26 protein-coding genes and 1 pseudogene are annotated in these 26478 nt (G+C 61.8%); 13 read left to right on the forward strand and 14 right to left on the reverse strand.

The genetic code is table 11. The features are described 5' to 3' along the window. Positions 1-99, forward strand: a pseudogene (locus CKO42_RS28555) (IS1 family transposase); the annotation flags it as partial. Between the two features lie 15 nt (positions 100-114). On the opposite strand, the gene CKO42_RS14445 reads toward CKO42_RS28555, so the two are convergent. Then, positions 115-825 carry a hypothetical protein gene (locus tag CKO42_RS14445; RefSeq protein WP_200245301.1) on the reverse strand — a complete coding sequence of 237 codons (711 nt, stop codon included), beginning with the start codon at positions 823-825 and terminating at the stop codon, positions 115-117. 510 nt (positions 826-1335) lie between these two features. Here CKO42_RS14445 and CKO42_RS14450 point away from each other — a divergent pair. Next, the gene (locus CKO42_RS14450; protein WP_200245303.1) at positions 1336-2121 is read left to right on the forward strand and encodes a helix-turn-helix transcriptional regulator; all 786 of its coding nucleotides are present in this window, start codon (positions 1336-1338) and stop codon (positions 2119-2121) included. Between the two features lie 151 nt (positions 2122-2272). Beyond that, on the forward strand, positions 2273-2599 hold the full coding sequence (locus CKO42_RS14455; protein WP_200245305.1) for a DUF3127 domain-containing protein: 327 nt from the start codon (positions 2273-2275) through the stop codon (positions 2597-2599). Positions 2600-2730: 131 nt separating this feature from the next. Here CKO42_RS14455 and CKO42_RS14460 read toward each other — a convergent pair whose 3' ends face one another. Next, a complete protein-coding gene (locus tag CKO42_RS14460) occupies positions 2731-3198 on the reverse strand; it encodes a hypothetical protein (protein WP_200245307.1) in 468 nt (155 codons plus the stop codon). 213 nt (positions 3199-3411) lie between these two features. Between CKO42_RS14460 and CKO42_RS14465 the strand changes: the two genes are divergently transcribed. The 5 genes from CKO42_RS14465 to CKO42_RS14485 all read left to right on the forward strand — a co-directional run bounded on the left by CKO42_RS14465 (position 3412) and on the right by CKO42_RS14485 (position 8681). Beyond that, positions 3412-5166 (forward strand): alpha-amylase family glycosyl hydrolase, encoded by a 1755-nt coding sequence (locus CKO42_RS14465; RefSeq protein ID WP_200245309.1) that lies wholly within the window; start codon positions 3412-3414, stop codon positions 5164-5166. A gap of 209 nt (positions 5167-5375) precedes the next feature. Then, positions 5376-5741, forward strand: a complete 366-nt coding sequence (locus CKO42_RS14470) for a response regulator (protein WP_200245311.1) — start codon at positions 5376-5378, stop codon at positions 5739-5741. After that, the gene (locus CKO42_RS14475) at positions 5741-6355 is read left to right on the forward strand and encodes a hypothetical protein (protein ID WP_200245313.1); all 615 of its coding nucleotides are present in this window, start codon (positions 5741-5743) and stop codon (positions 6353-6355) included. The genes CKO42_RS14470 and CKO42_RS14475 overlap by 1 nt, the downstream gene beginning before the upstream one ends. Beyond that, complete coding sequence (locus CKO42_RS14480) at positions 6355-7623, forward strand: sensor domain-containing diguanylate cyclase (protein WP_200245321.1); 1269 nt, start codon at positions 6355-6357, stop codon at positions 7621-7623. Before CKO42_RS14475 ends, CKO42_RS14480 begins: the two co-directional genes overlap by 1 nt. 185 nt (positions 7624-7808) lie before the next feature. Next, on the forward strand, positions 7809-8681 hold the full coding sequence (locus CKO42_RS14485) for an alpha/beta hydrolase (protein ID WP_200245324.1): 873 nt from the start codon (positions 7809-7811) through the stop codon (positions 8679-8681). 197 nt (positions 8682-8878) lie between these two features. On the opposite strand, the gene CKO42_RS14490 is transcribed toward CKO42_RS14485, so the two are convergent. Next, on the reverse strand, positions 8879-9064 hold the full coding sequence (locus CKO42_RS14490; protein WP_200245325.1) for a CPXCG motif-containing cysteine-rich protein: 186 nt from the start codon (positions 9062-9064) through the stop codon (positions 8879-8881). Positions 9065-9207: 143 nt separating this feature from the next. On the opposite strand from CKO42_RS14490, the gene CKO42_RS14495 reads away from it, so the two are divergent. Then, complete coding sequence (locus CKO42_RS14495; protein ID WP_200245326.1) at positions 9208-10020, forward strand: HAD-IIB family hydrolase; 813 nt, start codon at positions 9208-9210, stop codon at positions 10018-10020. A gap of 103 nt (positions 10021-10123) precedes the next feature. Then, complete coding sequence (locus CKO42_RS14500) at positions 10124-10348, forward strand: hypothetical protein (RefSeq protein ID WP_200245328.1); 225 nt, start codon at positions 10124-10126, stop codon at positions 10346-10348. A 16-nt stretch (positions 10349-10364) separates the two neighbouring features. On the opposite strand, the gene galE is transcribed toward CKO42_RS14500, so the two are convergent. The 3 genes from galE to CKO42_RS14515 form a co-directional block, all read right to left on the reverse strand. Then, positions 10365-11384 carry a UDP-glucose 4-epimerase GalE gene (galE, locus tag CKO42_RS14505; RefSeq protein ID WP_200245330.1) on the reverse strand — a complete coding sequence of 340 codons (1020 nt, stop codon included), beginning with the start codon at positions 11382-11384 and terminating at the stop codon, positions 10365-10367. Positions 11385-11569: 185 nt separating this feature from the next. Continuing rightward, positions 11570-12022: a hypothetical protein gene (locus tag CKO42_RS14510; protein WP_200245331.1), complete on the reverse strand. Its 453-nt coding sequence runs from the start codon at positions 12020-12022 to the stop codon at positions 11570-11572. A 12-nt stretch (positions 12023-12034) separates the two neighbouring features. Next, complete coding sequence (locus CKO42_RS14515) at positions 12035-13678, reverse strand: RsmB/NOP family class I SAM-dependent RNA methyltransferase (RefSeq protein WP_242479400.1); 1644 nt, start codon at positions 13676-13678, stop codon at positions 12035-12037. Positions 13679-13913: 235 nt separating this feature from the next. Between CKO42_RS14515 and argE the strand changes: the two genes are divergently transcribed. After that, the gene (gene argE, locus CKO42_RS14520) at positions 13914-15143 is read left to right on the forward strand and encodes an acetylornithine deacetylase (RefSeq protein WP_200245332.1); all 1230 of its coding nucleotides are present in this window, start codon (positions 13914-13916) and stop codon (positions 15141-15143) included. A gap of 86 nt (positions 15144-15229) precedes the next feature. Here the strand turns inward: argE and CKO42_RS14525 are convergent, their stop codons facing one another. Beyond that, positions 15230-15457, reverse strand: coding sequence for a DUF2061 domain-containing protein (locus CKO42_RS14525; protein WP_200245333.1), 228 nt, complete (start codon positions 15455-15457; stop codon positions 15230-15232). Between the two features lie 77 nt (positions 15458-15534). Between CKO42_RS14525 and CKO42_RS14530 the strand changes: the two genes are divergently transcribed. Together CKO42_RS14530 and CKO42_RS14535 are read left to right on the forward strand one after the other, a co-directional pair. After that, positions 15535-18495 carry a GNAT family N-acetyltransferase gene (locus CKO42_RS14530; protein ID WP_200245336.1) on the forward strand — a complete coding sequence of 987 codons (2961 nt, stop codon included), beginning with the start codon at positions 15535-15537 and terminating at the stop codon, positions 18493-18495. A gap of 74 nt (positions 18496-18569) precedes the next feature. Next, entirely contained in the window at positions 18570-19760 is a 1191-nt protein-coding gene (locus CKO42_RS14535; protein WP_200245339.1) for a class I SAM-dependent rRNA methyltransferase, read from the forward strand. A 176-nt stretch (positions 19761-19936) separates the two neighbouring features. Here the strand turns inward: CKO42_RS14535 and bchJ are convergent, their stop codons facing one another. The 7 genes from bchJ to CKO42_RS14570 form a co-directional block, all read right to left on the reverse strand. Further along, positions 19937-20509: a bacteriochlorophyll 4-vinyl reductase gene (bchJ, locus tag CKO42_RS14540; RefSeq protein ID WP_338034922.1), complete on the reverse strand. Its 573-nt coding sequence runs from the start codon at positions 20507-20509 to the stop codon at positions 19937-19939. Between the two features lie 26 nt (positions 20510-20535). Continuing rightward, a complete protein-coding gene (gene hemN, locus CKO42_RS14545; RefSeq protein ID WP_200245343.1) occupies positions 20536-21903 on the reverse strand; it encodes an oxygen-independent coproporphyrinogen III oxidase in 1368 nt (455 codons plus the stop codon). Positions 21904-22082: 179 nt separating this feature from the next. Further along, positions 22083-22901, reverse strand: coding sequence for a putative photosynthetic complex assembly protein PuhE (gene puhE / locus CKO42_RS14550; protein ID WP_200245344.1), 819 nt, complete (start codon positions 22899-22901; stop codon positions 22083-22085). A 7-nt stretch (positions 22902-22908) separates the two neighbouring features. Further along, positions 22909-23418, reverse strand: a complete 510-nt coding sequence (gene puhC, locus CKO42_RS14555) for a photosynthetic complex assembly protein PuhC (RefSeq protein ID WP_200245346.1) — start codon at positions 23416-23418, stop codon at positions 22909-22911. A 74-nt stretch (positions 23419-23492) separates the two neighbouring features. Next, positions 23493-24206 carry a photosynthetic complex putative assembly protein PuhB gene (puhB, locus tag CKO42_RS27970; protein ID WP_200245348.1) on the reverse strand — a complete coding sequence of 238 codons (714 nt, stop codon included), beginning with the start codon at positions 24204-24206 and terminating at the stop codon, positions 23493-23495. Continuing rightward, entirely contained in the window at positions 24203-24976 is a 774-nt protein-coding gene (gene puhA / locus CKO42_RS14565) for a photosynthetic reaction center subunit H (protein ID WP_200245350.1), read from the reverse strand. The genes puhB and puhA overlap by 4 nt, the downstream gene beginning before the upstream one ends. 26 nt (positions 24977-25002) lie before the next feature. After that, on the reverse strand, positions 25003-26478 hold the full coding sequence (locus CKO42_RS14570; protein WP_200245352.1) for a BCD family MFS transporter: 1476 nt from the start codon (positions 26476-26478) through the stop codon (positions 25003-25005).

Genomic DNA, 26478 nt, shown 5'->3' on the forward strand with positions numbered 1-26478 from the left:
GCAAGAAAGACAATCTGTTTCTCTAAACTTGAAAAGATGCATGACATTGTCATCGGCCTATTCATCAATCGCTACGAGTTTGGGCTAATAATTCAGTAGGCAGCAGGTACATATCTATAACACTACCGGACCATTGAGATCAAAAAACTGCCAAGGGTATGTTGTGGTTTCGGCTATGTTAGATGACAGCTTGACTTCATGGTCATAAGTAGCGCCTTTTTCGCCTTGCTGACCTCCAAGAAAGATAGCCTCTTCCCCCGTCGCTTGATAGTCTGTGGTGGTACCGAGGGTACCGGTTATCACTGTCTCGAAGCGGAAGAGCGTACCGAGCGGATCCGTGGTCGAGACGCGATCGGTAAAGGAAATCTGGTTGGTAGCCGTCACCGATATTTCCGTCAGGTATTCGTCATCGCTGTTCACCAAATCTCGGTTATCGGCTTCCACTCTAAGGTTTGAGTAGGTTTTTATCTGCCCGCTGTTGTCGACATCAATCGTCCATTCCGCAACGACTTCATCTGCCCCGAGAACATCGTTTGGCTCTAATTTAGTTCTTTGTTGCAGAGCGCTGCTGGTCAGCTTGCTGATAGTCTTATCGATGGTGGGGTCTCTGTCGTCTGGGTAGGATGTGCAGGCACCAAATTCATCGAAGGATGTACATATCGGTATATATGAGTACGAACCCTCAAGAGTCTGTTGAACAGTGACGAGACTTGCCGCTGCCGGAAGAGCACCACACGCAAGCGTTACGACCGATAGCGCGGCGGCGACCTTTTCCAGCCGCATCCGATAGATGAATGTTCTGGCCAGCGTTTCTTTTTCGTTCATAGCTATTACCCTTCCAGGTTCGGTGAGTTTTGGGTACTAATCAAGTCAACGACGCAACGACGTCTGGCGAGTTGAACGAATTGTTTGTCTCGGGCTGCCTAGGAAGGGCAACCTCATCCGGGAGCGCCCCAGTTGGCGTCAATCAACCCCGCCCGCGCGGACGTAAGCTGACACAGACCGATGTCGACGGTTGCCAGTGCAAACCGCTTCGTGTAATAACTCATGATCAGATGTCTCCAAATGAGAGTTACGCGGGACACAAGCGGCCGTTTTCTGCATCAGGGCCTTGATCGCCCCCTGGTCTACCTGCTGGGCCAAGGCCAAGTGTGGCGAGGCAAAAGACTGATTTTATAAGAATAAATATGGATTTGTTGATCATATCGCTCGGTTTTTTAGACGCAGCGATAACAGGCCCTACACCACGCGGTAAATAAACCTTAGAGAAAGCGGACAGCTCATGCATTCCCGTAAACACACCAACGCCTCAGCTTGGCTCGAGAGGCACCAGCGATGAGTCGGCGCGCACAACCGCGATTACGCGAGGTGCGGCTTGCCTATCGCCTGCTGGGTGAATGTCTGGAACAAGGTAGCGACGCGAGCGCTTGGCGATCGCATCTGCTGGCCGGGGTACAGAACCTGACCGGCGCTCGGGTAGCGCTCTATCTGCATGTGGACGCGCCGCTGTGCGCTAAGGAACAGGTGACCGAGGCTGTCGCTTCAGGGTTCATGGATGCGCAGGAGCAGGCCTTGTGGGCGCACTATCAGGCAACCGAAGCGCACCGCGATGACCCGTTTCATCAGGCGTTTTACCGCCGCACGGATCGTCGACGGCTGCTGACTCGCAGTCTCTACGATGTGGTCGAGCGCCGGGAGTGGCAGCGCACGCGCCACTGCAATGAGTATGTGGCGGCTTGCGGACTTGCGGACCGCATCACATCGTCGCTCTTGCTGCCGAGCGTTGAACCACGCCAAGAACAAACGATTGTGCTGCACCGCGATGCCGCCGACGGACCCTTCTCCGCCTCCGCAACCCATCTCATGCGACTGCTCCACCATGAGCTAGGAGGACTGCTCGAGCGCAAGCTCGCGCTGCCTGGCAGCATCGAAGACAGCTCGGCCTTGCCACAGCGCCTGCGCGAAGTACTCAATGGGCTCCTCGCCGGAGAACCGGAAAAGCTCATCGCAGCTCGACTCGGGCTGAGCCCGCACACCGTCAACCGTCACGTGCAACGCATCTACAAGCACTATGGGGTCAGCGGTCGCTCAAGGCTGATCGCCCGCCTGCAGAGGCATTGAGCCAGATCGCATGCGCGCAATCAAAGGCACCGCGTGCCTGCAGGCCAAGGTCTCTGCTCACAGGACTCGGGAGCGCAATCCGCAGCAGCGCTGGTACCATGCCGTCCTCACCGATAACCACACCACCTAGGAGGCACTAGGCGAGATGGAAATGACAGGCAAGATTACGCAGGTACTGCCGGAGAAGAACGGCACCTCGGCTCGCGGCCCTTGGCGGAAGCAGGAGTATGTGATCGAGCTCCCGGGCGACTTTCCGAAACAGGTCTGCTTCATGGTCTGGGGCGACCGCATCGATCAGTACGGCATCCGCGAGGGCCAGGAGCTGACCGTCAGCTTCGACCTCGAAAGCCGCGAGTTCAACGGTCGCTGGTACACCGATGTGAAGGCCTGGCGCGTGGCCCCGTCCAGCAGCGGCGAGCCGGGCGGCGAGCCGTTCCGCGATGAGCCGCCGCCCTTCGATGAGGAGCCGCCGTTCTAAGGCTCGGGCAGCGTGGTTTCATCATCAGCGTTGTCTTGATCGTGCTTCTGCAAAACGATCGTCGCCGAGCCCCTGATAGCAGCGGTGACAGGAGCAAAAGCGAGGATCGCCAAGTCATCACAACCTCGCACTCAGGGCGTCGGCTGGACAATCCGCTGGGCGACCGAGGCCCCACGGTAGAAGGTCGTCGCAAACGTGCCAACCAGGCGGTTGGCATCGGCAACCCGCCATTTGATCGCACCGCGTCCGGCGCGATCGCCATTGCGCTCGAACACCCAGGCGATGATCTGACCCCGCTCGCGCACACCATCGACAACCTGCATCGTCGTCTGCTCCCGCACTCCAGGGCGGCCACCATTCACCGCCAGCGTGACACCTTCACCGTGCAGCCGCCCGTCCTGCTCGCGCAGACTGAGCCGGTAGTGGAATCTCCAGCTCTTGTAGGGCCCCCACTGGACCAGGTGATGCACATCCCAGTCGCCGTCTAGCGCAATGTTGGGGGTGGAATCGAAGCGACTCTGAACTACGGCGACCGACGCGAGCAGCAGCACCACGCCCGCCAGGGACAATAGGAAGGCACTCACCGGACGCATCTTCATCGCTAGCTCTCCAGACTTGGTGTCATCGGGCCGATGCGAATGCCTGTGCCGTCAGGCTGTGAGGTGATTTCTTGCATTCTGACCCTTAGGTTCTTTACCCTGCCAACTCATTCGCTGTTTCACGGCAGCATCCCAGCGTCGACGGTCGCGAGGTCGCAGACTCTGACGCGAAAGACAGGCCTCACAGCCGGCCGTCAACGATACGAGTGATCTATGTCTCAAGAACAGCCCATCCGTCAAACGCTGCCGACTGGGGTGATGCTCAATGCCTATCCAGACAGCATCGGCGGCAAACTTGCCGACATCGTCGCCGTACTCAAACGACCGGAGTTCAAAGACAGCTTCTCTTTGTTCTACATCCTGCCAACCTTCTTCAACAGCGACCTCGATCGCGGGTTCTCGATCATCGACTACGGCCTCAACGAGGAACTGGTTACCCCTGAGGATCTCGCAGAACTCAACGCGCTCAATATCCAGTTCAAGCTGGATCTGGTGCTGAATCATCTCTCAGTCCAGTCACATCAGTTTCAGGATCTGATCGAGCACGGCAACGACTCCCCGTACAAAGACTTCTTCGTCGACTGGAACGAATTCTGGCACGAGCACGGCACCGAGGGGCCGGATGGCACCATCATCCCGACCGAGGAGTACTTGCAGAAACTGTTCATGCGCAAGCCCGGGCTACCGATCCTCAAGGTGCGCTTCCCAGACGGCTCAGATCGCTTGTACTGGAACACGTTCTACCAGGATGTCAGCTACAAAGAACTCGAGCCCGAAGACCTCGCCGAGGTTGAGGGCATCTCCAAGGACGAGGCACCGGCGATCGCCTCGCTGGTCAACCAAGCCATCGCCGCGAAGACCGATCCGGCGGCGATCGACCTCGACGGCTATGCAGAGCACAAGGATGCGATCCTCGGCGTGATCGAGCGCAAGCGCCAGTATCTCGGGCAGATGGATCTCAACGCCCGCTCCGAGAAGGTCTGGAGCTTCTACGAAGAGACCTTGCGCCGCCTGCGTGACTATGGCGCCAAGATCATTCGCCTCGATGCCTTCGCCTACCTGCACAAGGTTCCCGGCGAGCCCAACTTCTTCAACCGCCCCGGCACCTGGGATTACCTCGAACGACTCAAGCGCATCGCCGAGGCCAACGATCTGATCGTCTTCCCCGAGATCCACGCTGAGTACGGTACCGGACTGCACGAGGAGGTCGCCAGCAAGGGCTTCCCGATCTATGACTTCTTCTTCCCCGGCCTGGTCATCGACGCGCTCGAGCGCGGCAGCAATCAGGCCCTGCTGCGCTGGATCGACGAGATCCGCAGCAAGGGTCTGCAGACCATCAACATGCTCGGCTGCCACGACGGCATCCCGCTGCTGGATCTGCGTGGCAAGGCCGAGGCCGGCAGTTTCCGTGAAGGTCTGCTCGACGAAGAGCAGATCGAGGCCACCATGGCCCGCGTCACCGAGCGCGGCGGACGAGTCAAGAACCTCTACGGCCCGGATGGCCGCAAGATCGCCTACTATCAGATCAACGCCACCTTCTTCAGCGCGCTTGGCGAGGACGAGCAGAAACTCCTGATGGCGCGCGCCATCCAGCTGTTCATGCCGGGCATTCCACAGGTCTGGTATCTGGATCTGTTCGCTGGCAAGAACGACTACGAAGCCGCCGATCGCGGCGGCGCTGCCGGCCACAAGGAGATCAATCGCACCAACCTCTCGCTCGAGGATGTCGAGGCTGGGCTCAAGCGCCTGGTCGTGCGCGACCAGCTCAAGCTGATTCAGCTGCGCAATACCTGCCCCGCCTTTCAGGGCCGCTTTGAGGTGCATCCGACCGACGAGCACCACCTGCGCATCAGTTGGCGCAATGGCGACAGCCTCGCAACCCTCGACGCCGACCTACGCAATAGCAGCTTCAGCATCAGTGCGAGCGACGGTACAGGCGAGGAGAAAAGGCTCTCTTACGATCGCTGAGGCATGCCGCCGACGTTGGCGGAGTGGCATTTCCAGACTCGCCCTAGCTGATTGGTGCGGGCAAAGCGGATTGACTTGACCGGCAGCATGCCAGCTCAGTCTGAGGAGGCGGCACGACTGATCGCTCTTGCTTTTGCTATTGCTATACTTCAATGCGCGGGCATTGAGTGCCAAACCCTAACCCTCGGGGCGTTGACCTAACGTTTGCTATGAAGATGCTGGTTGTCGATGATTCGCGCATGGCTCGGCGTATCCTCATTGGGATGCTGCCGGAGTCTCTCCGCAACAGCGCCGAGATCCACCAGGGCGTCAACGGCGAAGAGGCTGTCACGCTTTGGCGCGAGCAAAGTCCTGATCTGATCTTCCTCGATCTCACCATGCCCGTGATGGACGGATTTGATGCCCTGGTGGCGATTCGAGCGCAAGATCCCGACACGCCTATCCTGGTCGTCTCGGCGGATATCCAGGCTGGCGCCGTGGCCAAGGTCATGGCCAGCGGGGCCAACGGCTTTATCGACAAATCAAAGCTCACCGCTGAGCTGCATGACCACCTGAAACGCTTAGGGTTTCTCTGATGCAGCAGCTGAACGAGGATCAGATCGACTGCCTGAGCGAGCTCATCAACGTCGCCTATGGCAAGGCCACTGCTCGGGTTGCCGACATCATGGGCGCCTTCGCCACCATGCGCCCACCGCAGATCGCGGTTATCGACCGCGAGCGCTTCCGCGAGCTACTGCAGCAGGCCTGCGCATCCGCAACCAGCTGCTATCTGGCGCGACAGATCTTCATGGGCGATGTCAGTGGCGAGGTGGTCTTCCTCCTCGACGAGGCCTCAGCCACCAACATCACCGCCTATCTGCAGGCCCAGTTGGGCTCGGACGACAACGATGACGATGATGTGCTGCTTGAGCTGGGCAATATCGTCACGGCGGCAATGCTGAATGAGCTCTGCGCGCAGATGGAGGCCCGCGTCACGCTCGGCGAGCCCGAGCTGCATCGGCTCAGCGTCCTCCCAGAGAGCAGCCAGAGCGCCGCGCCCGCAGCCTTCGATCATGTGATCAAGGTCGAGACCGTGATCGAGTTCGCCGAGCAGCAAATCCACGGCCGCATCTTCATCTTGACCCACGGACAATGCTTCGAGTGGATTCGACGGACCCTCGATCGGATGCTCGACGACCTGCCGAGTTGATGACATCGCTCGCCGATCATCTGTCGACTGGGCTTGTGATCGTCGACCCTGAGCTGACCGTCCAGGCCTGGAATCGGTGGATGGCCGAGCATGCCAAGCTCGCGCCCGAGGAGGCGATTGGCCGCTCGCTAGAGTCACTGTTCCCAGACCTGCCGGCGGCAACCCTGCGACGGCGGGTCAAGGCAGCCCTGCAGCTGCGCTCGCCGTCTTATGTGCACCCGCGCCGCGGCTATCTGTTTCCGGTCCCACTCGACCGGGTCACGGAATCCAATTTCGTTTACATGCAGCAGCGTGTCCGTATCCTGCCCTATCAGGATGAGGCGTGCAGGGCGATCATTGTCGTTGATGACGTCACCGCAACGCGCGAGGCCGAGGCCCGCGCCGCCGCGGCGGCAAGGGCGTCAGAACGCTATCTAGAGCTGCTTGACAGCAACGTGATGACGCTGGCCGTCAATGCCAGCGATGGTCGCGTCATGCGCGCCAGCTCGGCGCTGCTCGAAAGCACCGGCTGGAGCGCCGCGGCCATCACTGGCCAATCGTTGCAAGCACTCGGTCTCGGGCTACTCGACGCGCTCACGGAGGCCGCCGACGGCACGCTCCCAGAACGGCCGCTGCGCCGGGCTAATGGAAAAGCACTATGGGTCCGCGTGCGCCAAGCCCGGGGGTTGATCGAGGATGAGGTTGGCGGCGAGCGCCATCTGGTGATCCAAGACATTAGCTTGCAGAAAAAGATCCAGACGCTGTCCGAGCGTGACACCCTGACTGGCGCTTACAATCGGATGAAGTTCGATCAGCTCCTCCAGACGGCCCTCTCCGCTCATGAGCGCTATGGCCAGTGCTTCTCCATCGCGCTCTGCGATATCGACCATTTCAAGCGCGTCAACGATGAGCATGGCCATCTCGCCGGTGACGCGGTGTTGAGGCAGTTCGCTGCGCTGCTGCAAGCGCAGACACGCGCCAGCGATGCGCTGGCGCGCTGGGGCGGCGAAGAGTTCGTCCTCTTACTCCCGATGACCAGTGTGCAAGCGGCAACAACGGCTGCTGAAAAGCTGCGACGAGCCATTGTTAACGATCACTGGCCAGTCATCGATCAGCTCAGTGCCAGCTTTGGCGTGGCTGCCCATACGCCGGGCGAGTCGGCCGATGCATTGCTGGACCGCGCCGATCACGCCCTCTACCAGGCCAAGGAGAGTGGACGCAATCGTGTCTGCACTGCTGAGGAACCTGATACCTGCCCCGATCGACCCCGAGATGGCGAGCACGACTGAGCAACCGCACAAGCCCACATCAGCACCAGCGCACCGAAAACGCCTTTGCTCGCGTTGCGGACCTTGCATCTCATCTCAACCTTCCTGAGCCTCACGGCCAGCATCGGCCCTTAGCCCGACTCATCGCACTCGGCGAGCGACGATCATCACTGCGCGTGCAAATAGGCCGCGGTTAGAGTGGGTCGATGATCAGCTCAATCATCACCACTACCCCGCTGGCGCTTCTCGCGTTTCTCGCGTTGCTCGTCATGAGCCTAATTCCGCTCGGCGTTCATCTCGGCTTTCGGGCACCGCGCGTACCCGCGATCGGCTCGCCGGCGGATCTCGGCCTCGCGTTCGATAGCGTTCGCTTCCCCACCCTGCGCGGCCGATTCCTCAGCGGATGGCTGCTGCCAGCAGCCGACGCCACGCGGACGGTCATCGTCCTCCATGGCTGGGGCAGCAATGCCGAGCAGATGTTGCCGCTCGCGCAGCCGTTGCATCAGGCAGGGCTCAATGTGTTGCTGTTCGATGCGCGCAATCATGGGGCTAGCGATGGCGACAGCTTCTCGTCACTGCCGCGCTTTGCCGAGGACCTGGGCGCGGCCATCAACTGGCTACAACGACAGCACCCGTCACGCTCAGCGTGGATCGCAGTGCTCGGGCATTCGGTCGGTGCCGGCGCGGCGCTGTTCGAGGCAACGCGAAACCCGCGCATCGCCGCAGTGATCAGCATCGGCGCCTTCGCCGATCCAGCCCAACTCACCGAGCGCTATCTGGCGCGGCTGCATCTGCCTAGTTTTATCGTGGAGCTGACCAAGCGCTATGTCGAATGGGTGATCGGCCATCGGTTCGCGACCATCGCCCCGGTCAACAGCATCCGCCGCGTTCCCTGCCCGGTGTTGCTGGTGCATGGCGATCAAGATCGAACCGTACCGATCGAGGACGCCAAACGCATCGCCGCGGCCGCTGATCCAACGCGGGTGAAACTGTTCGTGGTGGCTGGCGCTGGCCATGATTCGGTCGACAAGATCGAAGCCCATGGCGAACAGTTACTCGCGTTTCTAAGGTTGCCGTGACATCAGCGCTTCATCATCCGAGGTGGCGACACCCTGTGAACGTTACCGTAAAACAAGCATTTCTTCGTCTGGGGTAACGACGCCTTATGGACACTAGCACCCACGCTCGGCAATCAACAGCGTCACGAGCCAGGCCACTGCAGCCCTGAGCCGTATTGATGTCGACATCGATATTGGCTTCAGACATAGACGACTGATCAGTCATCGTCACGGCAGACATGCAACCGCGCCAGGTCACCCCAGGCGTCGATCTCGGCCTCGAACTCGATCGGCCGGCAACAGACCGGACAATCTTCGATATAGCGATGACTGGTCGAGCCATCGACCTCGGTGGCGATCGTTTCGCCGCAATACGGACATTGCACCTCAGTGCGTTCAAGCATCAACGGACCTCCAGGACGATGACAGGGTGACCCGGTCGTCCCTGCTGGACGAGCGCCCGCCATTTGACGGGCCTCGGTCGATCTGTCGAAATGGGCGAAGACAGCGCTGCGGCGCTCAACTGGACTGAAACGGAGACACCGCGATGCGAGTCCTTGCGACCGATCTTGACCGAACCCTACTCCCAAACGGCAGCTGGCCCGCTGATCCTAACGCGATCGAGCTGTTCAACGATCTGACCGAACGCCAAGGGATCTTTGTCGTCTATGTCACCGGCCGAAACCTGCGCCTCGCCGAGAATGCAATCCGCGAGTTCGGTATCCGTCATCCGAATGTGCTCATCGGTGACGTCGGTACCTCGATCCGCCGCTTCGAGGACGGTCAGTGGCAGATCGATCAGGCCTGGATCGAGCACGTCCAAACAGTCTGTCCACGCTGGGACGCCGCTGCCGTGCGCGAGGCCGTGGCCGACATCGACGGCATGCGCGAGCAGGAGGCCGAACATCTGAGCGCGTTCAAGCAAAGCTATTACGTCGATCACGCAAACCAGGATGCGGTGATGGCGCAGGTGATCGAGCGCACCCAGGACCGCTTCGATGAGGTCGCGATCTACAGCTTCGATTCACAAAGTGGCGATGGTCTCCTCGACTTTCTGCCGAAGGCAGCCACCAAACAGACTGCACTCGAGTTCCTCGCCGAGGAGCTAGGCGTACCCAAGCAGGATGTGGTGTTCTGCGGCGATAGCGGCAATGACATCTTTCCCCTCACCGCCGGCTTCTCGGGCGTGCTAGTGCGTAACGCCGATGAGCAGCTGGTTGAGAAGGTGCGCGAGGCCATGGCCGATAACCCAAGCCTGCGCGCCTATTTCGCGAAGGGCGGCTTCAAAGGGCTGAGCGGCTACTACACCAGCGGCGTGCTCGAAGGCGCGCATCACTACGGGATATTAGCGCAAGATTGAGATGCCAAAACATAAGGCGATTGCCGGAAAAGCGCTTACCGAATTGCGCAGGATTTTCGTTTGCCTAAGACAGTTTAACCCGGTTTAACCCGGAGGCCAGGCCATGACCGAGAACATGGAGAACTTGGTGCTCGAGCATCTACGAGGGATCCGCGGCACTCTGGCCGATCACGGCGAGCGGCTGGATCGAATCGATCTGCGACTCTCGACCATCGAGCAAACCCTGGGCGGTCTGTATGCCCTATCCGCCAGCGACCGCGACGCACTGACACACCTGACTCGGCGCGTCGAGCGCATCGAGCAACGCCTTAGCCTGAGCGACGCTTGAGCGGCAAGCCGCAAGGCTAGTCCGAGTCGGGATAACCATCTGGATTTTGGCGCTGCCAACGCCAGGCATCGTCGACCATCTGCTCAAGGCCGCGCTCGGCCTGCCAGCCGAGCATCGCACGGGCTTGGGCCGGATCAGCATAGCAGGCTGCGATGTCGCCGGGCCGCCGTCCGACGATCTGATAGGGCACCGGCCGGCCGCTTGCGGCCTCAAACGCGCGCACCATCTCGAGCACGCTGTAGCCCTGCCCGGTGCCGAGATTACAGGTCAGCAGCCCCGGTGCATCCCGCAAACGCTCCAGCGCCGCTAAATGACCGAGTGCCAGATCCACCACATGGATATAGTCGCGCACCCCGGTCCCGTCTGGGGTTGGATAGTCATCACCAAACACCTGCAGCGCCTCGCGCTTGCCGACCGCCACCTGGGCAACGAATGGCATCAGATTGTTCGGAATCCCATTCGGATCTTCACCGATGGTGCCACTCGCGTGCGCCCCGACTGGGTTGAAGTAGCGCAATAACGCAATGTCCCAACTCGGATCGGCGCGGTACAGATCGCGCAGGATCTCCTCGATAAAGAGCTTGGTCCGGCCATACGGGTTGGTTGCAGAGAGCGGGAAGTCCTCGCGGATCGGCACCGTTGCCGGGTCACCATAGACCGTCGCCGAGGAGCTGAACACTAGGCGCTTGACGCCAGCCTTGCGCATCGCACGGCACAGCGAGAAGGTACCGCCAAGGTTGTTGTCGTAGTATTCAAGCGGGATCTCACTGGATTCACCGACGGCCTTGAGGCCAGCAAAATGGATCACGGCATCAAACGCATGCGCTGAGAACAACGCCTCCAGTGCAGCCTCATCGCGCAGGTCAGCCTGCACGAAGTCGAGAGGCCGGCCGCTGATCGCGCGCACCCGCCGCAGCGACTCAGCCTTGCTGTTGCAGAGATTGTCGACCACGACCAGTTCGTGCCCAGCAGCCAGTAGCTCAACGCAGGTGTGACTGCCGATATAACCCGCCCCGCCGGTGACTAAGACCTTCATAGTAGCGCCTCCCGCTGCAATGCCGCCGATCGCTCGCCGACCAGTTTTGGATGGATGGATGGATGGATGGATGGATGGCTTGCCCGCAGTATATCGCCATGCACGCTGATTACCCGGCATCCGCGTTTGTTAACGCGCCAGGTTCTTGCGCGCTTTCATCTGTCGGTTACCGTAAAACGAACGCTTCATCGTCCGGGGTGGCGAGCCCCCTGCAACCGCAGCCGCGCCCTGAGCTGCCGCATCAGCTCCGCATCGATGACCTCCTCAGTCAGCACCAGGTGCGCATAACGCAGCCAGCCGACCCGAAAGTGCAGGATCAGCAAGCGCACTGAGATCAGCGTGCTCGGCAGCAGCACCGCATCCCGCTGGTGGCCATTCTGAAAGCGGAGCTGCCAACCTTGCTCGGACCAGGTCGCCTCCCGTAGCGACCAGGGTGCCAGCGCCAAGACCTGCGCCCAAAGCCCATAGCCAACGCTGAGCGCGACCAGCAGCATCAACAACACCCGCGGCCCCAGCTCGAGCGGGATCAGCAGCAGAATCCAGGCTGCAAGCAGATGCATCACCACCAGCAGCAATCCCAGCCAGATCGAGCGACGCGGCTGCAGCCGCAGTGGCGACCGACGCCGGTGGTCGCTCACGGATGCAACCCTCTAAGCCCCAGCGCTGCACCCGCTCCAGCGACTCGGAAACAGGCTCTCCAGATCGCCAGATCGATGCAGCACGGCAACCCCGAGCGTGAAGCCGCGATAACGCACCAAGACTTGGCCAGGGCGGCAGTCGCCAACCTGCCCAGGGCTTGGCTGCAACAGCTCGCGGCGCAGATAGCGATCGCGCTGCTCGGTGCTCAGTTCGAGCGTCTGACGACTCGCGGTTGCGCCGAGCAGCAGGGCGGCACCGGTGGTGAGCTTCGGCGGGCGGGTATTGGTTCGATAGGCAAACAGACCACTGCCCTGCAACGACGGCGCCGCTGGCGGCAGGTGATCCGCGGCCATCAAATGCAGCCCGCGGCGCGTCTGGCGATGAAAGCAGCGTCCGGCGAGAGCGGCTGTCGACAGTCCGTAATGCTCGCCGAGCACCTGCAGCCAGCCGTCATCCTCGGGCTCGAGCTGCAACCGGGCCGGATGGTGGGCATCCAAGCCTGGCGCCTGAGCGGCTTTCTGCAGGACCGCAACAAAGAAGCCCCCGGTATCGTTTGCGTGCGGCCAGACGCGCAGGCAGCGCGACAAGCTCGGATCAAGCTGGCGGCCTTGCCAATGCGTCACCCCAGCGCCAGCCGCCAAGCCCGGCAGCGCGCACGGCAGCAGCTCCAGGTTGCCGTTCTGCTCATCGAGGATCTCAGCCACGACCAGCTCATTCTCTTCTGGCGCAAAGGTACAGGTCGAATAGACGATGCGCCCACCGGGCCGGCAGATCTGCACCGCCTTGCGCAACAGCGCACGCTGGCGGCCTGCCATCCGCTGCGAGCGCTCGGGACCGATGCCAGCATGCGCGCGAACACGCTCGCCGCTACCCTGGCCGCTACCCTGGCTACTGCGCTGCAGCAAGCTCGGGTTGCGCCTGAGCGTGCCCTCGCTGGAGCAGGGCGCATCGACCAGGATGCGGTCGAAGGCACCGGCTCCCACTGGATAATTACCGCCATCGCAGCGCGTTGTGCTGCAGTTCAGCACCCCAAGCCGATCCAAGTTGCCTTGCAGCGCAGCAATGCGCTCGGCGGCGAAGTCGTTTGCAAGCAAGGTCCCGCGATTGCCGAGTGCGAACGCGAGCTGCGCGGTCTTGCCGCCGGGCGCCGCGCAAAGATCGAGCACGCGCTGACCAGGGCGAACATCGAGCAGCATGACCGGCAGCTGTGAAACGGCCTCCTGCGCATGCGCCAGGCCAGCGCAATACCACCAGCGCTGGCCGGCCTTAAAGCCTGGCGGCAGACGCAATGCGATCGGAAGGGCAGCGCCGCTAGCGCCGAACTCGGAGCCTTTCCCAACAGCCACAGGCGCATCGGAGCCGAAGGCAGACCCATCAGCCGTCAGACCAGCACCGGGCGCTGCGACGCGTGCCGCAATCGACGACCACCAAGGATTCAACCAAGGCACCGGCTCAGCACTCACGCCTTCCTCAGCGATCAGCGCGCGCAATTGCTGCCCTTCGATGCGCAGCGGGTGGGCCCAGATCCAGGTCGGCAGCGGCCGCATCAGCGTGCTGATGAAGGCGTCCCAACCCTCGACCTGCTGATCGAACAGGCAGCGGTAACGGCCGAGTGCAGCCTCGAGATCAGCGCTCGCAGTCGACGGGGAAATCATTCAGAGGGCCTCGAGGTTACCGTGGATCTCACGCGATTCATTCTCCAGGGTGGCGCCGCGCCATCAGCGTTAGAGAGTGGGTAGACAAGCGGTCAACTGCGCCGGCAGAACCGGCGGACAGCAGGTGCAAGCGAAATGTGCAGGCAGATCCAATCCCCGCTTGCAGCAATGGGCCTATCCGACCCATCTTAACGGCATCGGGATGGATCAACCATCCAGCCGCTCAGGAGCCCCTATGTCTCAGCGCTCATCCTCCGCAGCCCCGCCGCTCCGCCAGATGCTCGAGGGGCTGATCTCAGTACCCTCGGTCAGCAGCGTCAATCCGCACCTCGACCAGAGCAACCGGCCGGTGCTCGAGCTCCTGTCGACCTGGCTCGAAGACGCCGGCTTTCGGGTCGAGATCTTGCCGCTTCCCGGCCAGCCCGAGAAGGCGAATCTGATCGCCACCTTGGGCGGAGAGGGGCTGAGCGGCGCTGGTTTGGCTGACTCTGCGCAAGGCCACAAGCTGCTCAGCGGACTCGTGCTCTCCGGACATGCCGATACGGTGCCCTTCGATGCGCACCTGTGGCGCTACGATCCGCTCCGCCTCACCGAAGCCGACGGACGCTTGTACGGTATCGGCACCGCCGATATGAAATCCTTCCTCGGACTGGCGATCGAGGCCGCCCGCAGCTTCAGACCCGCTGATCTGAAACGGCCGCTGATCCTGCTGGCCACCGCCGATGAAGAGTCGGCGATGCACGGCGCACGCGCATTGGTCGAGTCGGGGCGCGCCCTTGGTCGTCACGCGGTGATCGGCGAGCCGACTGGACTGCGACCCGTGCGGGCGCACAAGGGGGTGATGGCCGAGGCCATTCGGCTCACCGGCCGCAGTGGTCACGCCAGCGATCCAAGCCTGGGCAACAACGCTCTAGAAGGTATGCACGAGGTCATGACCGCCCTCCTCGCCTGGCGTGATGCGCTGAAACAGACGCATCGCGACCCGGCCTTTGCGATCGACCATCCGACCATGAATGTCGGCCACATCCATGGCGGCGACAACTTCAATCGCATCTGCGGCCACTGCGAGTTGCACATCGATATCCGCCCACTGCCGCATCAGGACCCTGAGCAATTGCGCGCCGAACTCCGCGAACGCGTCGCGCCGATCGCCGAGCGGCGTGAGCTCGTGCTCGAGATCGCGCCGCTGTTTCCAAGCATCCCGCCGGCAGAGACTGCCGCCGGGGCCGCGATCGTACAGGCCGCCGAGGCGCTTACCGGCCATCGCGCGGAGAGCGTCAGCTTCGGCACCGAAGCGCCGTTCCTGAATGCGTTGGGGATGGAGACCATCGTCTTTGGTCCGGGCGATATCGAGCAGGCGCATCAGCCCAACGAGTATCTTGCGCTAGAGCGCATTCCGCCGATGCTCGGCTATCTGCGCCAACTGATTCAACGCTTCTGCGTCGACGACGGGGGCGCCCTGTGATGCCAGCTGGCCAACGTGCCGAGTGGGTGCCGAGTGGGTGCCGAGTGGATGCCGAGTGGGCGCTACCTGATGACGGACGCAAACCGTCACGCGGCACAAGGCGCAGCCGTGATGACCTCGGCAGACTGCGGCGATGTCTGTCGCCGCTGCCGAAACCGCGCCCAGATATGCTCGTGGATGGCGTAGCCGACCGTATTGACCAATGGCTCAATCAGGGCCACCGCGCCACCGACGACGATATCGCCAGTCAGGCTGTAGGCGACAGCAAAGGCGACACTAAAATGCATCACAGCGAAGGTCAGGGTCTTGATCATGGTGGAACCTCTTGCGTCTGCTGACTCGAGGCGCTAATGATAATCGCTCTCATAAAAATATCCAGACGATCATTCTGATGGCATCGATCGTCAGAGCCGATCATGGTGACTGGCCCCAACGCCAGCTGATCCTGCTCGATGGCGAGCGTGAGCGCGGCCTGCAAACCGCTGCTGAGCTCATCGCCAAGCGCCAGCCAGAGCGACTGGTCTGGGTCAGTAACGCACCCATGCCGGACAGGATTTCCGAAGTGTTCCCCGTTGGGGCCTCTCGGCCGGCATCCAGCTCAGCATCCAGCTCAGCATCCAGGCCGGCATCCAGGCCGGCATCCAGGCCAGTATCCAGATCCAGGCCAATATCCAAACCGCTGTCCCAGCCGTTCTCGCGCGCGAGCAAGAGCGCAACCCACAGCTTCATCGCCGCGGCCATCCCGCCCGCCAAGGTCCAGCGGCTGCTCGGTGGCGAGTGCGATCTGCTGGTGATGGACTTCTGGACGGGTCTCGATGCCGACGCCATCGGCGCAGCAGTCGGCAGCCTGCGCGGCGGCGGCCTGTTGCTGTTGTTGAGCCCCGAGCTCGCCGATTGGCCGAGCTGGGTAGACCCAGAGGCCGCCCGCATTGCGGTGCATCCCTTCTCCGCGGCCGAGGTCGGAACCCGCTTCATCGCACGTCTTGCCCGGCTGCTGCAGGCCTGTGCTGCGGTTGAGCGGCTCGAGGGACTCGATGGACTTGGGCCCGGAGGAGGTGCCGATGCCCGACAAGCGGAAGACAGGTTCAGGCTCCAACATCTGACAACCGATCAGCCGAGCGCGGCGCTCACGCCCGCCCCCTCAGCCACAAGGTCCGCCGCCGGTGGTGAGGGCGCGCATGACCCAGTGAGCAGGATGGAGCCATCAGGCCAATCCATAGGCCAATCTGCAGGCCAATCTGCAGGCCAATCTGCAGGCCAATCTGCAGGCAGATCTGCAGGCAGATCAGCAGGCAGATCAGAAAGCCGATTAGCAGGCCTATTTACCGACCGATCAGCAGGCCAGTCCAAGACTGCCACATCGGCGACCGGTCCATCTGCAGGGCGCCGGTCGGCAGAGGCGGAGGCGTTTGACGCCGACGAGCAAGCCGAGCAGGCACGCCTTACCAACGCGCAAGCCGAGCAGGCACGCCTTGCCCAGGATAGAGCTCGGCCGGCAACCGCCGATCAAGCTGAGGCGATTGCAGCCATCTGCACGCTGGCCGCAGGTCGCGCACGGCGACCGCTGGTGCTCACCGCCGACCGCGGCCGCGGTAAGTCGGCCGCGCTCGGGATCGCTGCCGGTCGCCTCATCGCGCAGCACCGCTTACAGATCATCGTCAGCGCCCCAAGGCGCAGCGCGGTCGACACCCTATTCGAGCATGCACATGCGGCGTTCAAGCAGACGAATACCACACAGGGCGTAGAATCGGCCGCGGAGTTGGAGCACTTACTCCGCTTTCAGGCGCCAGATACAGTGCTCGCGACCACCCCAACCGCTGATCTGCTGCTGATCGACGAGGCCGCCGGGATTCCAGCACCCTTGCTCGAACCACTGTTGATGCACTATCGGCGGATCTGCTTCGCGACCACGGTACACGGCTATGAGGGCAGCGGACGCGGCTTCGAGATCCGCTTTCGCGCCCTACTCGATCAGCGCACACCGGGCTGGCAGGCACTGCGACTGAGAACGCCGATCCGCTGGAGCCAAGGCGATTCCGTCGAACTGTTGATGAACCAGCTGTTACTGCTCGATGCCGAACCGGCATCGGATGCGCAGGTTGCCGACGCCGATCTCACGGCGGTGCAGTTCGTGCTGCACGACCGCGACGCCTTGGCCGCAAACGAGCCCCTGCTGCGACAGCTGTTTGGGCTTCTGCTGCTCGGTCACTATCAGACCCGACCAAACGACCTCCGCCACCTGCTCGATGGCCCGAATCTCTCGGTGGCAAGCCTGTGTGTCGACGGGCTGGTGCTGGCGACCGCGCTGATTGCTCGTGAAGGCTGGCTGGAGCCTGCACTCATCCAGCCGATCTTTGAGGGTCGCCGGCGACCACGCGGACACCTGCTGCCACAAACCCTGTCCGCTCATGCTGGGCTGCGCGAGGCGCCACGGCTGGGCCATGCGCGGATCGTGCGCATCGCCGTGCATCCTGCAGCGCGGCGGCGTGGACTCGGGCGGCGGCTGATCGAAGCCGTCGCCGCACGGGCGCGCCAGGATGGGCTCGACGTCTTCGGCGCAAGCTTCGGCGCCAGCACCGAGTTGCTGAGCTTCTGGCACCATTGTGGCCTCGCGCCGCTGCATCTCGGCACGCGCCACAACGCCGCGAGCGGCGCGCGGGCGGTGGTGGTGCTGAAGCCGCTCAGCCCCGCTGGGGCCGGCTTGATCGAGCACGCGCGTCAGCGCCTCGACCGGGATCTACCGATCCTGCTCACCGGCCCGCTCCAAGACGCCGAGCCGGCACTGATCGCGGCGCTGATCCAGGAAGCGGCTTGCCGGCCTCAGCGCATCGATCCGGCTCAGGAGATCACCCCTCGTCAGGCCGCCAATCCCGCCCGGGAGGTCAGCCCCTGTCAAAATATCGATCCCGATCAGGAGATCGACGCTCGTCAGGACATCGATCACGATCGGGAGATCGACGCTCGGCAGATCACCAATCACGATCGGGAGATCGACCCAGAGGATTGGCAGCAGATCGACGCCTTCGCTGACGCGCACCGCGGCGTCGAGGCGGCATTGCCGGCGCTCGCGCGACTGGTTCGCGCGCATCTCGCCGTCGCACCTAATGCGCATAGTGAGGCCAACGTCGATCAGGCGTCACCACCGCCGACGATGAAGCACTTGGAACCGGGTCAACTCTCGACATCACAGCGCGATCTGCTCATCCTCAGCATCCTGCAACGCCGTAGTCCGCAGACCATCATCGCTACCCTTGGACTCAGCGGGCGCGCTGAATGGCTCCTGCTGTTGCGTGAGGCGATCGCTGCGCTGCGCTCACTGACGCTCACTCGGTCGCGAAAGAGGGTAATGTAGCGCTCCAGCATGGCCGCACCGTCAGCAGACATCATTGCGTCGCGCCAGAAGCCCCTTATTCGGAGATGAAGCCCATGACCCCCGCCACGCTGCAGTTGAAAAAAGACCAGGAACGACGCATCCTGGCCGGACATGATTGGGTCTATAGCAACGAGATCGATACCGGTCAGACCCCGCTGAAGCCGCTCGAGCCAGGCCAGCCGGTCGAGGTGCTCTCCAAGCGCGGTCGCTGGCTTGGCTATGGCTACGCAAATCCGCGTTCACTGATCGCCGTGCGCATCACCAGCCGCCACCGGGAACATCCCTTGACCGCCTCGCTGTTCGTCACGCGCATCCAGCATGCGCTGGCGCTGCGAGAGCGGCTTTATCCAACCCCGTTCTACCGACTGATCCATAGCGAGGGTGACGCCCTGCCTGGCCTGATCGTCGACCGCTACGGCGACCTCCTTGTCGTGCAGATCACTACGGCGGGCATGGAGCGCGAGCGCGGCAACCTGCTCGCAGCGCTTGAGCAGGTGGTGCGCCCAGCGCGCATTCTGTTGCGTAATGACACGGCGGTGCGTGAGCAAGAAGGGTTGGAGCAGGGGACCGAGTGGGTACTTGGCGAGGATCAGGGCGACATCGAGCTCAGCGAGGACGGCTTGCGCTTTCAGGTCTCGCCCGCCCAGGGTCAGAAGACCGGCTGGTTCTTCGATCAGGCCGATAACCGTCGCCTGCTGCATCGGCTTGCCCCGCACGGCTCGGTGCTCGACTGCTGCTGTTATCTCGGCGCCTGGGGCTTACAGGCTGTCGCCACCGGCGCCAGATCGGTGACCTGTATCGATAGCGCTGCGAGTGCGCTCGCGGCGGTGCAGAGCAATGCGGCGCTCAACGGCCTGCAGGGGCGCATCAGCACCCTCCAAGGCGATGCCTTTGATGCACTGCGGTCGCTACGCGACGACCAGACCCGATTCGCGATGGTGATCCTAGACCCACCGGCCTTCATCAAGCGCCGCCGAGACGAAGCGGAGGGACAGCGCGCCTATCAGCGGCTGAATCGACTCGGCCTCGAGGTGCTCGAGCCTGGCGGGCTCTTACTGACCTCGTCCTGCTCCTTCCACATGGGCCGCGAGGCCTTCGTGCAGACTGTCCAACAGGCAGCGCGTCGGTCAGGACGTCGGCTGCAGCTGCTGTTCTCGGGCAGCCAGGGTCCGGATCATCCGATCCATCCAGCGATTCCAGAGACCGCGTACCTGAAGACGCTGGTGTTGCGGGCATTGGACTAAGGCGATTTCTGTCAAAGGCATGGCGCCGCGCCAGCCTGGCAGATGCATCGAGCGGGATTCACATTAAGAACCGCCCATCAAGGCTGGCCGATTTGATGCCACTAGCACTGGGTTCTCGGGCAGCTGAGACCGGGCAGCTTACGCTTGCGAGCAGTCAGTGGGATGAACCGAGCGCGCTAGGACCAACGCATCTCGAAGATGCAGGCGTCGGCGCCCATGGCCTGGCATTGGGTCTCTGTGACCTGGGTACGCCGGTTCACCAGGGTGGTGAACAGGCGCTCAAAGGCACCACGATAGAAATCGCAGATCGGAACATCGGCCTGGCTACCGCGACACAGCGGACAGTCTTCGATGCGGACCCGCACCGGCCGACCGATGGTGTAACTGAAATGCCCACTGCCGGAGAAGGTCCAGGCGTGTTTGCCGACCGCCTTCAGCAACATGCCGCTGGCTGGCCCCGACGGCAACAGCTTGAGGATGCGCTGAGCCGGCTTTGGAATACGATGTGCAAGCAGGTAGTCGCCAGTGCGCAGGCCGGCGTCATGGGCGATAGCGGCGGCGGTTTCAGCCTCCAGCTCGGCCCGCAGCGCTTGTTGCAGCGCGGTGACGTCGCGCTCGTCAACCATCGTCTCCGGCGGGTCGGCAAGATGATGCGTCAGGCCGGCTGCGGCGAAGACCGCATCCGCTGAGCCACGCACCGCGATCAGCGCCTCGGCGACGCGGGTAATGGCGTTGGGTCCGATCCTCACGATCGTCCCGCTATCGTTGAGAGAGCTCATAGGCTGCGCGAAAAGTGCCAGCGCGAACGATCCCACTCGAAATAGGCACCGTGCTCGCTGCAGAGCGTCCGTAAGAAGTAACGCCCCGAGGAGGTAATGCGCAATCGGTCAGGCTCAACCTGAACTAGACCGTCCGAAGCATAACTCGCGAGCCGCGCGTATTCGTCGTCAAGACACCCTGCCGCGATCTCCGCCGGCAGCTCGAGATTACAGATCATATGCTCGATCGCGTCACGGCGCCGCCGGTCGCGGTCGCCGACGCGATGTCCGCGCGCAACCGGCAACTCGCCACCTCGTACACGCGCCTCCCAGGTGTTGATATCGACCTCGTTTTGCACGCAGAATCCACCGACATCGCCAATCGCGGCGCTGCCAAAGCCCAGCATATGGTCGGTCTCAATACCGGTGTAGCCGATGCAGTTGCGCCTTAGACGACCTTCCTCCTGTGCAATTGCCAACTCATCAGTATCCAGCGCAAAGGCATCAAGACCAATCCAGGCGTAGCCGGCACCGGTAAGTGTATTCACGGCCCGGTGGAAGAGTCCCTGACGCTCACTCGCCGAGGGCAAACGATGCGCATCAATCGCATATTGGTGGGTACCACTGGCGGTGGTGCGAGCATAGCCAAAGCAGGAGATGCGGTCGGGGGCGAGATCGACGATCGCATCTAAGGTGTCCTGGAAGCTGGCCTCGGTCTGCTCAGGCAGACCGTAGATCAGATCAAAGCCAATCGCATCAAACCCGGTCTCGCGCGCCATCGCATAGACATCGCGGATGAGATCGATCGATTGCAGACGCCCAATGGCGCGCTGAACCTGTGGGTTTAGATCCTGGACGCCGAGGGTGATACGCCGATAGCCCAAGGCATGCAGCAGATCAAGCTGACCTGCCGACGCACGGCGCGGATCGCACTCGATGGAGAGATCGGTATCGGGAATCACACGAAAACGACGCTCGATGATCTCGGTCAACCGCGTCAATTGGGCATCGTTGAGGTAATTGGGTGTTCCGCCAGCAAGATGGAGCTGCAGCACGTCATGCTGACCCTGGAGGTGCTCGGCAACCAAGGCCATCTCTTGATCCATCGCCTCGAGATAGCGATCGATCCAAGCCGTATCATGGGTCACCGTCGTGTTGCAGGCGCAATAGAGGCAGCGTCCGGGACAGAACGGAATATGGATATAGAGCGAAAGGGTCTCGTCTGGATGCTGGGCGATGCTCCTGAGTGCGCCCTCGTATTCCATGCTATCGAGGTTTTCTTGCCAGGACGCAGGCGCGCTCGAAGACTGGGCGTACAGTGGTCCCAGCTCAGCGATTCGGGCCAGCTGTTGCGGTGACACCTCCGTTGGGGCGAAGTTGGACATGAGAGAACCTCAATGATGCGGGGGCGAAGGGAATCAAAGCCACACAGCTCCTTAGATCCGCATGCTTGTTATCGATCCGGACCTGACCTCTGCGGACGCGGTGACACCGGCTGCGTCTCCGTGCCGACAAACTTAGTGAACCCGACCTCTGTGGGCGTTGACGCATATCAACGCACCGGCTAATCCACCGTTTCCTGATCAACCGCCTCCAGCACGATGGGGGTAGAAATGCTAGCGCGATCGCCAGAGGTGGTCACCCAGCGCCAGAGGGCCGCATCGGCCAAGGGTAGCACCAAAAACCAATGCTCAAGAATCGCCAGTGCCAACAGGGTTGCCGCCAGGATCAACGACACACCAGCAAAGCTTGTCGGCGGCAGTTCCAGCGCCGCTTCGACCAGCAATGACATCACCACTGTTGCGACGCTGACCGAGACCGGAAACAGCAGATTCATCGGCCGCTTACGAAGATAACTGGTGATGAAGCGAACATGCTCCGGAAGCCAATCTTCGTTCAGATTCGGGACACCCAGGAACAGATTCAACTTCGCACTCCAGCGCATCAGCCAAAGGATCACGAAGGTCCAGGTCCCGAGCTGATTAGCCGCATCCCAGGTCACAGCGATCAACAACGCAGCGATCAACAGGAGCAAGAGCTCATGGTAGATACTGGTCCCGAGCGCCAAGCGAAACCGTTGCCAACCGGCACAGTTCGGAGGACAGGCCTGCTTGTGCGGTCCGGTTACCAGGCCCATGAAATAGACCATCTCGAGCCAGCCCCAAACGAGAACGCCAGCCGTGAAGCCGAGATAGGCACCCCAGAGGTTATCCTGATCGCGCACCAAAGCCATGACCCCGACTAGCACGAGCATCAACACTGTCGCTGCCATCAAACTGAAACGATAAGTGCGCTGCGGTAGCCCATTCAGATAGAGGATGACACCGGTGCTGAACCACCAAAGGAATAACGCATAGCCGATCGCCAGGGTGTAGGTCGACATTCGGACCCTAGTCTTCAGTCGCGGGGGTCAGTGCAACCACATCGGCAAGCGGCTTGGGCTCGACGCGCAGAAGGGGAGTGAACGAGGCCATGTTGGTCGGGCCGAAGGCGCGAAGATCAATCTCGGTACCCACACTCGGATCACGAAAGACTAGCCGACGGTCCTCGAGCAGTGCGAGCTGGTAAGGCGCATCGAGCGGCAGATCACGGGCCTTGCGATCCCGCACCATACCGCGCATGACCCCCATCGCAAAACCATCAGCCCCAGACTCCAACAGACCGAGCACGGCTTCACGATCGGCACCACTTGGACCCGGCAAGGCCACCATCGTCACCCCACCGCCAAGCTCTTCGAACACCAGTTCCCGGGCCTCGATCACCGGTGCAAACGGCATCTCGACCCCGCCCACCCCCGTCAGGCGGACCATAGCGGCCGCCGCGATAACAAAGGTGATTAGCAGCGCAGCGCCGATCAACACGCCGCGCGGAAAGGGGCGGCCCTCAAATGGGTCGCTCATCGCTGTAATCCTCGCCGCAAGATTGAAGTAAAAACGTCATCGCACTCAAGGCGAGACGAGGCGTAGCAGACTGATCATTGACCACCCGCCTTCGCAGCAGAGGGCTCCAGCGAGGACTCACTCGCAGGCGCGCTGTGCTCTCGGTCTGTGTCCAGGGTCTGCTCGGTCACGGTCTGCTCGGTCACGGCCTTAGCCTCGGCTGCCATCTCGGCAGTGGCCGAGCGCAACGCTTCAGCCAAGATATCGGCCACCTTCGCCGCTTCGGGGATACTCCGCAACATCGGCTGTGCGTTCGAGAACTGCCATGGACGCACATTCGGCCACATGATCAAGTAGCTGACATTCTGACCTTTACTAAGCACCAGCGGAATGTCCCCGGAGCCATCCGGATAGGTTCGTAGACCAGCACTTTCGACGATCTTAAACGGAATATTGACCGCCATCGGCAGGGCAACGCCAAACCGGATGACCACTCGGTAGTCGGTAATGCTATAAACCGTTGACCGGCTATAGAGCATGGCCAGCAGAGTCAGGATACCGGTTGCCAAGAGGCCCAAGGTGGCTAGCCAAAGCGCCGATAAGATCACCGTCGGGGCCGGGGCACCGCCCACTAGCAGAAACACGACCCGCAGCACGATCAGTACGCCAAAGTAAAACGCAACTGATCGCACATAGAAAGCGCGCCTGGCCAAGACGCGCCAATGTGGCGCGCCCTGCCAGCGGAGCGCCTCCCCCGGGGGGAGGTTCTCCGGCAAGCCGTGAATCGGCTCGAAGGCAAACTCACTCACAGAAACGGCTCCGCGCGCTCTGGGGTGGCATACAGGGTTCCAGCACCATAGTAAGCGGTGACCATATCCTCTTCACGCATCGTGATTTGGTCATAGCTCTTCAGGGTCGGCACGCCAGCGAACTGAGCGCCCGTGAGGCTGTTAACGTCAACATAGCCCTTCTTGCCTTTGACCACACACATGGTGATCGGTAGCAGCACCCGCTTGCCGCCCGCCGCCTCGAGCTCGAGGTAACGGATCTGAGGCTCGGACTGATCGACCCAGAGCTCCTTAACGGTGCCGCCTTGCGCACCATCACAACCAAGCACCGGCATGCCGCGCGGATCAGGATCTTTGTCGACGACCGTGAAGTGCTTGGCAACACGCATCGGCACGATCCTTGCTCGACCATCCTCGGTCAGGTCTGGCTCATCGAGTCGCATCGCATAGGAGCCAGGTCCTACATTGGCCTTCATGGGATCGCCAACTGGCGCTAGTGGAGCGCCCGGGAAAGGAGCGATCGGCGCGGCATTGACCTTGTATTGCGCCTGTTCAGGACCCGGCTTCACGACCTCAAGACCCGTGTGCGGCATCAGGAAGGTTTTAGGCTTCGGCATTGGCGGGAAGCCTTCCATCATCTTCACGCCGCGCAGGCGCTGGGACTCGACCGGGTAGCCTTCACGTTTGTCTTCGCGACGAATCCAGAAGATGAGCGCGAAGAAGAAGAACCAGAACGCATAAAGCGTGAGCTGAGCAACATCGATGTAGTTGGTAATCGCACCAGTAGGCATCGGATAACCTCCGTTGGCAAGGTGACTTAAGGAAGCTCGGTCAATCCGAACTTCGAGGAAGACCGCGCAGCGTGACCGCCCTTCAGGGCAAGCGGTCCGATTGCGATCAGGGTTGCGAAGAGCAGCAAGATCTCCAGGTTATAAACAAAGGCATAGCCGACGGCTTGATTTTGAATCAAACCTTCGCCGAAGGCTCCCGAAGAGGTGATCGTTGTCACGAGATCGCGGAGCGTACCGCCGAGGAACATCGCGAGACCATAAGCGGTGGCTTGGACCGCGCCCCAAGCCCCTAGTGCTAGGCCGCTTCCTTCGACATCAGCCAGGTTCATTGCAGCACTCAGGGTGCCGACCGCGAACAGCCCGCCGCCAAATCCGATCAGCAGCGCCCCAAAGCGAAACAGCAACGGCGAGCCGAGCGGATCAGCGGCAATCACAGCGATAAAGGCAAGGATGCCGATCAGCGCTCCGGCCACTGAGATGCGGTAATAGTCTACGCGGCGTCCGAGCAGGTAAGCCGCTAGCCCAAACGCCGCCAGCGTACCTAAGGCCCAGACTGCGGTCAGACGCGTGGTCTGCGAAACGGTCAGGCCAAGCACCTGCCCACCGTAGGGCTCGAGCAGGATATCCTGCATCTGAAAGCCCGCGGTGCCGAGGCCAAGTGCAACCAGCAAGCGGGTTGCGCTGCCAGCCTGAATGAAGTGGGCCCAGGTCTCAGCGAAGCGCGGCGGCTCCTTATGCGCTTGACGGTCGGCCTTGATCTGCTCGACGCGGTCGCGATTGATCGATTCCTGTTTCCACAGCGCGACCATGTTAAAGACCACGGCCACCAGCGCCGCACCCTGCAGCACACCGATCAAGCGCTGGTTCGACTGGCTGACGCTCATCTCGTCAAAACCACTCAGCAAGGCGCCAAAGACCAACGAAGCGACCAGCATGCTCAGATTGAGCACGACGAACAGCAAGGCGATCACGCGCGGACGCGTCTCCTCGTTGGCTAGGTCAGTGGCCAGTGCCAGACCCGCGGTCTGTGTCGTGTGCAGCCCGGCACCGGCAACCAGGAATGCAAACCCGGCCGCCAGCCAGGTGACAAAGGTCGGCACACTGCCGCCTTCGGCCATGAGCAACAACGCAAAGGGCATGATCGCCAGTCCACCGAATTGCATCAGGGTGCCGAACCAGATGTAAGGCACCCGGCGCCAGCCAAAGGCGGACTTGTGATGATCGGATTTAAAGCCAATCAGGGCACGGAATGGGGCTACTAGCACCGGCAATGCGACCATCAGCCCGATCAACCAAGGCGGAACGCCCTTCTCAACCACCATGACACGATTCAAGGTGCCATAGAGCAACACCATCATCATGCCGACCGAAGCCTGAAACAGCGCCAGCCGGAGCAATCGTGCGAGCGGCAACTCCCTCGTCGCCACATCCGAAAACGGCAGAAGCTTCGGCAGAACCTCTTGGTAAAAGAGGCGCTTGAGCTCTTCCGTCGAAGACGACAT

Source organism: Lamprobacter modestohalophilus (assembly GCF_016583905.1).
GTDB lineage: Bacteria > Pseudomonadota > Gammaproteobacteria > Chromatiales > Chromatiaceae > Lamprobacter > Lamprobacter modestohalophilus.

Excerpts from the sequence above, each read along its gene's own strand:
- CKO42_RS14535 (WP_200245339.1), top strand. The coding sequence starts at position 18,570 with ATGACCCCCGCCACGCTGCAGTTGAAAAAAGACCAGGAACGACGCATC.
- puhC (WP_200245346.1), bottom strand. The coding sequence starts at position 23,418 with ATGAGCGACCCATTTGAGGGCCGCCCCTTTCCGCGCGGCGTGTTGATC.
- CKO42_RS14530 (WP_200245336.1), top strand. The coding sequence starts at position 15,535 with ATGGCATCGATCGTCAGAGCCGATCATGGTGACTGGCCCCAACGCCAG.
- CKO42_RS14525 (WP_200245333.1), bottom strand. The coding sequence starts at position 15,457 with ATGATCAAGACCCTGACCTTCGCTGTGATGCATTTTAGTGTCGCCTTT.
- CKO42_RS14485 (WP_200245324.1), top strand. The coding sequence starts at position 7,809 with ATGATCAGCTCAATCATCACCACTACCCCGCTGGCGCTTCTCGCGTTT.
- CKO42_RS14495 (WP_200245326.1), top strand. The coding sequence starts at position 9,208 with ATGCGAGTCCTTGCGACCGATCTTGACCGAACCCTACTCCCAAACGGC.
- galE (WP_200245330.1), bottom strand. The coding sequence starts at position 11,384 with ATGAAGGTCTTAGTCACCGGCGGGGCGGGTTATATCGGCAGTCACACC.
- CKO42_RS14480 (WP_200245321.1), top strand. The coding sequence starts at position 6,355 with ATGACATCGCTCGCCGATCATCTGTCGACTGGGCTTGTGATCGTCGAC.
- CKO42_RS14455 (WP_200245305.1), top strand. The coding sequence starts at position 2,273 with ATGACAGGCAAGATTACGCAGGTACTGCCGGAGAAGAACGGCACCTCG.
- CKO42_RS14515 (WP_242479400.1), bottom strand. The coding sequence starts at position 13,678 with ATGATTTCCCCGTCGACTGCGAGCGCTGATCTCGAGGCTGCACTCGGC.
- CKO42_RS14475 (WP_200245313.1), top strand. The coding sequence starts at position 5,741 with ATGCAGCAGCTGAACGAGGATCAGATCGACTGCCTGAGCGAGCTCATC.
- CKO42_RS14470 (WP_200245311.1), top strand. The coding sequence starts at position 5,376 with ATGAAGATGCTGGTTGTCGATGATTCGCGCATGGCTCGGCGTATCCTC.
- CKO42_RS14445 (WP_200245301.1), bottom strand. The coding sequence starts at position 825 with ATGAACGAAAAAGAAACGCTGGCCAGAACATTCATCTATCGGATGCGG.
- CKO42_RS14490 (WP_200245325.1), bottom strand. The coding sequence starts at position 9,064 with ATGCTTGAACGCACTGAGGTGCAATGTCCGTATTGCGGCGAAACGATC.
- puhA (WP_200245350.1), bottom strand. The coding sequence starts at position 24,976 with ATGCCTACTGGTGCGATTACCAACTACATCGATGTTGCTCAGCTCACG.
- CKO42_RS14500 (WP_200245328.1), top strand. The coding sequence starts at position 10,124 with ATGACCGAGAACATGGAGAACTTGGTGCTCGAGCATCTACGAGGGATC.
- CKO42_RS14460 (WP_200245307.1), bottom strand. The coding sequence starts at position 3,198 with ATGAAGATGCGTCCGGTGAGTGCCTTCCTATTGTCCCTGGCGGGCGTG.
- argE (WP_200245332.1), top strand. The coding sequence starts at position 13,914 with ATGTCTCAGCGCTCATCCTCCGCAGCCCCGCCGCTCCGCCAGATGCTC.
- puhE (WP_200245344.1), bottom strand. The coding sequence starts at position 22,901 with ATGTCGACCTACACCCTGGCGATCGGCTATGCGTTATTCCTTTGGTGG.
- CKO42_RS14570 (WP_200245352.1), bottom strand. The coding sequence starts at position 26,478 with ATGTCGTCTTCGACGGAAGAGCTCAAGCGCCTCTTTTACCAAGAGGTT.
- hemN (WP_200245343.1), bottom strand. The coding sequence starts at position 21,903 with ATGTCCAACTTCGCCCCAACGGAGGTGTCACCGCAACAGCTGGCCCGA.
- CKO42_RS14450 (WP_200245303.1), top strand. The coding sequence starts at position 1,336 with ATGAGTCGGCGCGCACAACCGCGATTACGCGAGGTGCGGCTTGCCTAT.
- CKO42_RS14465 (WP_200245309.1), top strand. The coding sequence starts at position 3,412 with ATGTCTCAAGAACAGCCCATCCGTCAAACGCTGCCGACTGGGGTGATG.